The following is a 7836-nucleotide window of genomic DNA, read 5'->3' on the forward strand; positions in this document are numbered from 1 at the left end:
AGAGTTCGCTCTTTGAATTTTAAACTAAAGGAGACACATCATGTCTAAAAAGGTACTATTTATCGTCGGATCACTACGCCAAGGTTCTTTCAATCACCAAATGGCCCTCGAAGCTGAAAAAGCACTTGCTGGAAAAGCGGAAGTTAGCTATCTTGATTACTCAGCTGTTCCTCTCTTCAGCCAAGATCTTGAAGTTCCAACTCATCCAGCTGTAGCTGCTGCTCGTGAAGCTGTCCTTGCTGCAGATGCCATCTGGATTTTCTCTCCAGTCTACAACTTCTCTATCCCTGGAACAGTGAAGAACTTGCTTGACTGGCTCTCTCGTGCTCTTGACTTGTCTGATACACGTAGCGCTTCTGCTCTTCAAGACAAGTTTGTCACAGTATCATCTGTAGCCAATGCAGGTCACGATCAACTCTTCGCGATTTACAAAGACCTCTTACCATTTATCCGTACACAAGTCGTTGGTGATTTCACTGCTGCACGTGTCAATGACTCTGCTTGGGCAGACGGAAAATTGGTGTTAGAAGAAACAACTGCTTCATCACTTGCTAAACAAGCTGATAACCTTCTTGCAGCCATCAACTAATCAAGCAAAAACCAGCTCGAATGAGCTGGTTTTATGCTTGTTTCACAAAGACGAGTTCTAAATCACTTGATAAATCAGGTCGATATTCAAAGCCTGCAAAGCGGAGCTTGCGAGCTTGGTCAACTGTTTGAACTTGACCTTCTATTAGAGCCGTCAGAAAGGCTCCACGCGCTTTCTTGGAAATGGTTGAGTGGATTTTCAGCTGACCACCCTTGCCCTCCATAAACTTGAAGGTCACCATCTTCTCTCTGATTTCCTTAGAAAATACGGTTTCAAACTCTGATGACAAGAGAGAAAATATCAAGTCCTCATCCTGTAGGGACTCATCATAGACTGATTTCCAATGACTCTTTAGGGTTTTTCCAGCCACTTTTAACTTCATCAAGAAGTCTAAACGGTGAGGAGCCATGGGAGATAGGACTGGAACAACGCCATACAAAGCCGAGGTAATCAGGACACGATCTTCAAGATAGGTTTGTTCAGTCTCGGTCAACTCATCTCGTTTGATGTGGCGATACATGAGACCGTCAAAGAGTTTCAAGGCTGGATAATGTTTAGCCCTGTGATCTTTTAGGGCTTGAATATGAGCGTACTCTTCTTCTGCTTTCTCAGCAGATACCTTATAAAAAGTCTCTAATTCACTGGCTGAGTAGTGCGCCAGTGAGTCAAGGACTGCCTGACTTTCTTCCCTCAAAGGGAGCGCTTCGATACAAGGAAGGTCTGTGTTCATTTCTTTTGCTGTTGGGATTAAAATTTTCATATTGTTAGTGTAGCATATTTTTCAATCGTGACCAAGAATTTCATCTGAAAACCTCGGTATTAGCCGAGGTTTCTTTGTTTATTTCACTTTAAATGTTTTGAGGTAATTATCTTTTCCAACTTGACCTTCGAAAGATTGGCCATTTTCGAGGTAAGGAAGGTCATCTGATACCGAAGCCTTGACCTTATAAATCTTACCATCAACTTTGAAGAAGTAGACGGTATCTCCCTTGATGACAGCTGATTTAAGGTCTGAGACGATTCCCTTAATGTTTTCTACCGTTTCATTATCCAGCTCTAGGTCATTTTTATTGGCATATTTGCCGAGGAGTTCATCTACCGTAGTTGCTACGATAACGTTTTGGTACTCCACGGCATCGACCAATGCATACTCCTTGACCAAGCCTGCATTATCCTTCAAGCCCATGATGTAGAGCGGTTTGTCGTTTAGATTGACAAGGATAGGGAAGGTCGCCTTGTAGGCTTTCTCTTGCACGGCTCCTTCCGCGGAAGCACGCGCAGATTCTTCTGTTGCAGAAGCTAGATTGTACTTGGTTATTTCACCAGTGCGCATGTTTTCAAGGATAAATCCTAGATTACTTTCATCAGCATTTGCTGAAGTCACCCCCGTGTAGAGATAAATGTCATTTCCGATAGAAAGATAGTTATAGCCTTCTGTCGTTTGGGTAACATTTTTCTTAGAAATCAAGGCATTCCAAAAGCCGTCTTTATATTTGCCGTTGTAGTTGATTTGTTCGATGGTTTCTTCTGCTGGATAGACACGGTCCACCCATTCTGGCACCTCATCCAAGCTGTATTCCTTGGTTTCTCCATTGGTGGCATCTAAGATAATAACGGATGAAGGACGAGGCACTCCTAGACCAAACTGCTTTTGATAAACGGTTGCTACATAGAAAGGATTGCCTTCATCATCCACCTCAAAGGATGGCGTTTTAAAAATCTTGGTCGGGTACTTGATTCGAAGATGGCGTTTAACGTCACGGTTAAAATACTCGGAGTCTGAATACTTCATCGGTGTTTTCAAATCCACCAATTCCGCATTTCCTGTCACCATATCAACCTTGATATACTCACCAATTCCCTTGGACTGATTATTGAACCATTTAATCGGATCAGCATACTCCAAAGGTGTCACCCGATAGGGTTTTCCATCAACCGTCAGCTGAATATAGGTATCTGCTGCTACGTACTGGGAGACCTTATCCGTCAGAGAGCCCAGGTAACGGTCACCAATCTTTTCTGCAGTGCTCCGATCTAGGATTGGAACCTTACTGGTATCACTCTTAGGAAAATCTTTAAAGTCTTTTTCTGTGATGGACACCACATTAGCATAATTTTTTGCTTGGAAAAAGCTAGAAGTTACTAGGCTTACCAGACCAGCAAGGGCAAAGATAAGGCCTGCAGCCAGCAATAATCCTCCACCTAATTTATTAAAATGAAGCCCTTCTAGATTGAGTTCGTTGGCAACCTTGCCATGACGTAGGTGAACTGTCTTGAGAAAATTGGTATCCCTTCGAAAACTAAACAAAATCCCCATCACCACCAGATGCCCACAGAGAAAGAAGATGAATTCCCAACTCGTAAGATTAAATGGCGGCAAAAAGATATACCAAGTCGTTGCGATAAAAACAAGTTCAAAGAGTATACGTTTCATCTGAGTTCCTCCTAAATAATTCGTCCTTCCAAATGATCCAGTTCATGTTGGCAGATCTGAGCTGGAAAGCCTGTTAACGTAATGGTCTGTTCCTGCCACTTACTATCGCGATAGGAAACCGTAATCGTTTCATAGCGAGTCGTTGGCCGTACCCCAGTCAAGGACAAACAACCTTCCTCTGTCTCGTAAGGATCTTCAGAGGAAAGGAGAATAGGGTTAAACATAACCATGGGAACCAAGCCAAGATTAAAGATAATCACCCGCTTCTGCGCCCCAATCATATTTGCCGCCAGACCAACACAGGTCTCGCGATTGGCTAGCAGGGTATCCTGTAAATCTCTAGCCAGATAAAGGTCTTCCTGACTTGCAGCTTTCGAAACTTGCGACAGGAATAAGACATCTCGGACAATTTTCTTTTCCATTCTCTTACGCTCCTTACAACTTTACTTTATTATAGCACAAAAGGGGGCAACTTCTAGTCCTTTCCCTCAAATGCAAAAAAAGCCATCCGAAGATGACTTTATTTTTAAATCGCATTCTTATCAAAACCAAGCTTGCGTTGAACAAACTTAACGATTTCGACAATGAGTATCATTGAGAAGCTTCCGCCCATAACGATTCCCCATTGTGATAAGTCTAGTTTTGTTACGTGGAAGATGCTTTCTAATGGATCGATAACAATAGTTGACGCTAGTAAAATAAATGAAACCAAGATTGACCAGTTGAAAGTTTTAGATTTAAATGGACCAACAGTCAAAATGGATTGGTAAACAGATTTTACATTGTAGGCATGGAAGAGCTGGATCAAACCGAGTGTTGCAAAGGCCATTGTGAGGGCATCTGCGTGAATGGCTACATGATCTCCCGCATGAACTGGATTAGCAATGGCATAGCCATAAACAGACAGAACCAATGCTCCTTGTAAGACACCTTGATAAATGATAGAACTTAAAACACCACCTGAGAATAAGCTAGACTTACGTCCACGTGGTTTATGAGTCATAACACCTGGCTCAGCAGGTTCAACACCAAGAGCGATAGCTGGGAAAGTATCTGTTACTAGGTTAATCCAAAGCAGGTGAACTGGTTGCAAAACATCCCATCCAAAGAGGGTTGCCAAGAAAATTGTCAGCACTTCAGCTGTATTGGCAGACAGAAGGTATTGGATGGTCTTTTGAATGTTTGAGAAGACCTTACGCCCTTCTTCAACTGCGACGATAATGGTCGCAAAGTTATCATCTGCAAGAATCATGTCAGAAGCACCCTTAGAAACCTCTGTACCAGTGATTCCCATACCGATACCGATATCAGCTGTTTTCAGAGCTGGCGCATCATTAACACCATCACCTGTCATGGCAACGACCTTACCTTGGTTTTGCCAAGCTTTCACGATACGAACCTTGTGTTCTGGAGATACACGCGCATAAACAGAGTATTGACCAACGACTTTTTCAAATTCTTCATCAGAAAGTTCGTTAAGTTCCGCACCAGTCAAGACATGGTCTTCTGAGTCATTTTCATCGATGATTCCCAAACGTTTGGCAATGGCTTCTGCTGTGTCTTGGTGGTCACCCGTAATCATGATTGGACGGATTCCCGCTTCTTTAGCCACACGAACGGCTTCTGCTGCTTCAGCACGTTCAGGGTCAATCATCCCAATCAAACCAGTAAAGATCAAGTTGTTTTCAAGCTCTTCAGAAATGAGGTTTTCTGGAATGCTGTCTACAATCTTATAAGCACCTGCAAGGACACGCAAAGCTTGGTGAGCCATGTCAGAGTTGTTTGTATGGATTAATTCAGTGACTTTCTCATCAATCGGAGCAATATCTCCAGCCTTGTCACGTGCAACACAACGTTTCAAAAGTTGATCTGGAGCCCCTTTAACTGCTACGAGGAATTTACCATCTGGCAATGGATGAACTGTTGACATAAGTTTACGATCTGAGTCAAACGGCAATTCAGCGACTCGAGGATATTTCTCTAAAAATCCTTTAACATCATAGCCCTTGTCCAAGGCATACTGGATGAAGGCTGTTTCCGTTGGATCCCCGATCAAGTTTCCTTCTGCATCAATCTTAGTATCATTAGCCAAAACAACAGAACGAAGAAGAGGCATTTCAAGACCTAGTTCAATGTCATCAGCTGAGTCATGTAGGACTGCATCATAGAAGACTTTTTCGACTGTCATCTTGTTCATAGTAAGCGTACCAGTCTTATCAGACGCGATGATCTCAGTTGAACCAAGTGTTTCTACTGCTGGCAACTTACGAACGATAGAGTTACGTTTTGCCAAAACTTGAGTACCAAGGGCAAGAACGATGGTTACGATAGCAGGAAGCCCTTCTGGGATGGCTGCAACGGCAAGCGCAACAGAGGTCATCAACTCACCAAGTGGATCTTTACCTTGAATAAAGACTCCAACTACAAAAGTAACAAGGGCAATGACCAAAATTGCATAGGTCAAGACCTTAGAAAGGTTGTTCAAGTTTTGTTTGAGTGGTGTATCCGTCTCATCCGCATCTTGGAGCATCCCAGCGATATGACCTACTTCCGTGTACATACCCGTATTGACAACAACACCAAGACCACGACCATAGGTCACGTTTGAGTTTTGGAAGGCCATATTGACACGGTCACCAATACCAGCATCTGCAGCGAGTTCTACGGTCAAATCTTTTTCAACTGGCACAGACTCACCTGTTAGGGCTGCTTCTTCGATTTTAAGAGAATTAGCTTCTAGCAAACGTAGGTCTGCTGGTACCACATCACCAGCTTCAAGGGCAACGATATCTCCTGGCACCAATTCTTTGGAATCAATCTCTGCCATGTGGCCATCACGAATAACGCGAGCTGCTGGACTGGACATAGACTTGAGGGCCTCGATGGCTTCTTCTGCTTTTCCTTCTTGGTAAACACCAAAGGCTGCGTTGATGATAACAACGGCTAGGATAATGATGGCATCTGCGATATCTTCCCCACCAGACGTTATGACGGATAAGATAGCTGCAGCAATTAGGATGATAATCATCAAATCCTTAAACTGTTCAATGAATTTAACTAAGAGAGATTTTTTCTCACCCTCTTCCAGTTCATTGCGTCCATATTCAGCTAGGCGTTTTTGCGCTTCGCTTGACGAAAGGCCTTGCTCAGTTGCTTCAACTGACTTCAAGACCTCTTCAGGACTTTGAGTATAAAACGCCTGGCGTTTTTGTTCTTTTGACATGTGTCTCCTCCTTGACATTGTGTGCAAAACAAGTTCTCTTTTTGTTTTATGACAAACAAAAAGAGACTTGTTAATCATAACAAGTCTCGCTGTTTAAGATAGTGCCGGAAGGTATACTTTGCAGTACACAATTCGGAATGACGACACTATCACAGGTTTCTGCCAGCTACTCCCTTGAGTAGTACTATTATACCAAATTTTGAAAAGTTTTCAATCATTAAAATTCGATGAAGGTGGACTAAATTTGAATTTTCCCGCAAAAACCAGTATAATGAAAGAATATTACTTATACTGAAAAGGAAGTTTGATGAAACAATCAATCTCAAATCTCAAGTTAGCTGAGCGTGGTGCCATTGTCAGTATCTCGACCTACTTATTCTTGTCTGCGGCAAAATTAGCAACTGGTCATCTACTTCATTCATCCAGTTTGGTAGCGGATGGTTTCAACAACGTATCCGATATTATCGGAAATGTTGCTCTTCTGATTGGCATTCGGATGGCTCGCCAGCCTGCAGACCGTGACCACCGCTTTGGACACTGGAAGATTGAGGATTTAGCTAGTTTGATCACTTCCATCATCATGTTCTACGTTGGCTTTGATGTGCTTCGGGATACCATTCAGAAAATCCTCAGTCGGGAACAAACGATTATCGATCCTCTGGGAGCATTTCTAGGAATCATTTCTGCAGCGGTTATGTTTGTCGTTTATCTCTATAACACACGCCTCAGTAAGAAATCCAAATCCAAGGCTCTCAAGGCTGCCGCCAAGGACAATCTTTCCGATGCTGTTACCTCACTTGGGACTTCCATTGCCATCCTAGCCAGCAGTTTTAATTATCCGATTGTGGATAAATTAGTCGCTATCATCATTACTTTCTTTATCTTAAAGACAGCCTATGATATCTTTATCGAATCTTCCTTCAGTCTTTCAGATGGTTTTGATGACCGGCTACTAGAAGACTACCAAAAGGCTATCATGGAGATTCCAAAGATTAGTAAGGTCAAGTCCCAAAGAGGGCGTACCTACGGTAGCAATATCTACCTTGATATCACGCTGGAGATGAATCCTGATTTATCAGTCTATGAAAGTCACGAAATTGCAGACCAGGTCGAATCCATGCTAGAAGAGCGTTTTGGAGTATTTGACACCGATGTCCATATCGAACCTGCTCCTATACCTGAGGATGAAATTTTAGACAATGTCTATAAAAAATTGCTCATGCGCGAGCAATTGATTGACCAAGGAAACCAACTAGAAGAACTCCTTGCTGAGGACTTTATCTATATCCGTCAAGATGGAGAGCAGATGGATAAAGAGGCTTATAAGGCTGAAAAAGAACTTAAAGCTGCAATTAAGGACATTCAGATTACCTCCATTAGTCAGAAAACCAAACTCATATGCTATGAGATGGACGGAATCATCCACACCAGTATCTGGCGTCGCCATGAGACTTGGCAAAATATCTTTCATCAAGAAACCAAAAAAGAAGAATAGAAAAATCCTGTCGTAATATGTACTGACCCCAAAAAGTTAGACAAATAATTTAAGTGAAGGATTTAGTTCTGTATTGCACAGGACTAAGTCCTTTT

Annotated in this window: 6 protein-coding genes; 2 read left to right on the forward strand and 4 right to left on the reverse strand. The window is 42.5% G+C overall.

Translation table 11 applies throughout. The features are described 5' to 3' along the window. Nucleotides 1-40 precede the first annotated feature (40 nt). Complete coding sequence (locus tag ACIY14_RS06815) at nucleotides 41-589, forward strand: NADPH-dependent FMN reductase (RefSeq protein WP_409002044.1); 549 nt, start codon at nucleotides 41-43, stop codon at nucleotides 587-589. A gap of 31 nt (nucleotides 590-620) precedes the next feature. Here the strand turns inward: ACIY14_RS06815 and yaaA are convergent, their stop codons facing one another. The 4 genes from yaaA to ACIY14_RS06835 all read right to left on the reverse strand — a co-directional run bounded on the left by yaaA (nucleotide 621) and on the right by ACIY14_RS06835 (nucleotide 6246). Then, nucleotides 621-1349, reverse strand: a complete 729-nt coding sequence (yaaA, locus tag ACIY14_RS06820) for a peroxide stress protein YaaA (RefSeq protein ID WP_409002045.1) — start codon at nucleotides 1347-1349, stop codon at nucleotides 621-623. Nucleotides 1350-1427: 78 nt separating this feature from the next. Beyond that, nucleotides 1428-3023 (reverse strand): hypothetical protein, encoded by a 1596-nt coding sequence (locus tag ACIY14_RS06825; RefSeq protein ID WP_409002046.1) that lies wholly within the window; start codon nucleotides 3021-3023, stop codon nucleotides 1428-1430. An 11-nt stretch (nucleotides 3024-3034) separates the two neighbouring features. Continuing rightward, a complete protein-coding gene (locus tag ACIY14_RS06830; RefSeq protein WP_409002047.1) occupies nucleotides 3035-3445 on the reverse strand; it encodes a peptide deformylase in 411 nt (136 codons plus the stop codon). A 104-nt stretch (nucleotides 3446-3549) separates the two neighbouring features. Further along, nucleotides 3550-6246, reverse strand: coding sequence for a cation-translocating P-type ATPase (locus ACIY14_RS06835; protein ID WP_409002048.1), 2697 nt, complete (start codon nucleotides 6244-6246; stop codon nucleotides 3550-3552). Nucleotides 6247-6553: 307 nt separating this feature from the next. On the opposite strand from ACIY14_RS06835, the gene mntE reads away from it, so the two are divergent. Then, nucleotides 6554-7741, forward strand: coding sequence for a CDF family manganese efflux transporter MntE (gene mntE / locus ACIY14_RS06840; protein WP_409002049.1), 1188 nt, complete (start codon nucleotides 6554-6556; stop codon nucleotides 7739-7741). The last annotated feature ends 95 nt before the right edge of the window (nucleotides 7742-7836 follow it).

The sequence above is a fragment of the Streptococcus sp. ST16 genome (assembly GCF_046098135.1).
Taxonomy (GTDB): Bacteria; Bacillota; Bacilli; order Lactobacillales; family Streptococcaceae; genus Streptococcus.

What these genes read in the sequence shown, in the direction of transcription:
- ACIY14_RS06815 (WP_409002044.1), top strand. Translation starts at nt 41, where the DNA reads ATGTCTAAAAAGGTACTATTTATCGTCGGATCACTACGCCAAGGTTCT.
- yaaA (WP_409002045.1), bottom strand. Translation starts at nt 1,349, where the DNA reads ATGAAAATTTTAATCCCAACAGCAAAAGAAATGAACACAGACCTTCCT.
- ACIY14_RS06825 (WP_409002046.1), bottom strand. Translation starts at nt 3,023, where the DNA reads ATGAAACGTATACTCTTTGAACTTGTTTTTATCGCAACGACTTGGTAT.
- ACIY14_RS06830 (WP_409002047.1), bottom strand. Translation starts at nt 3,445, where the DNA reads ATGGAAAAGAAAATTGTCCGAGATGTCTTATTCCTGTCGCAAGTTTCG.
- ACIY14_RS06835 (WP_409002048.1), bottom strand. Translation starts at nt 6,246, where the DNA reads ATGTCAAAAGAACAAAAACGCCAGGCGTTTTATACTCAAAGTCCTGAA.
- mntE (WP_409002049.1), top strand. Translation starts at nt 6,554, where the DNA reads ATGAAACAATCAATCTCAAATCTCAAGTTAGCTGAGCGTGGTGCCATT.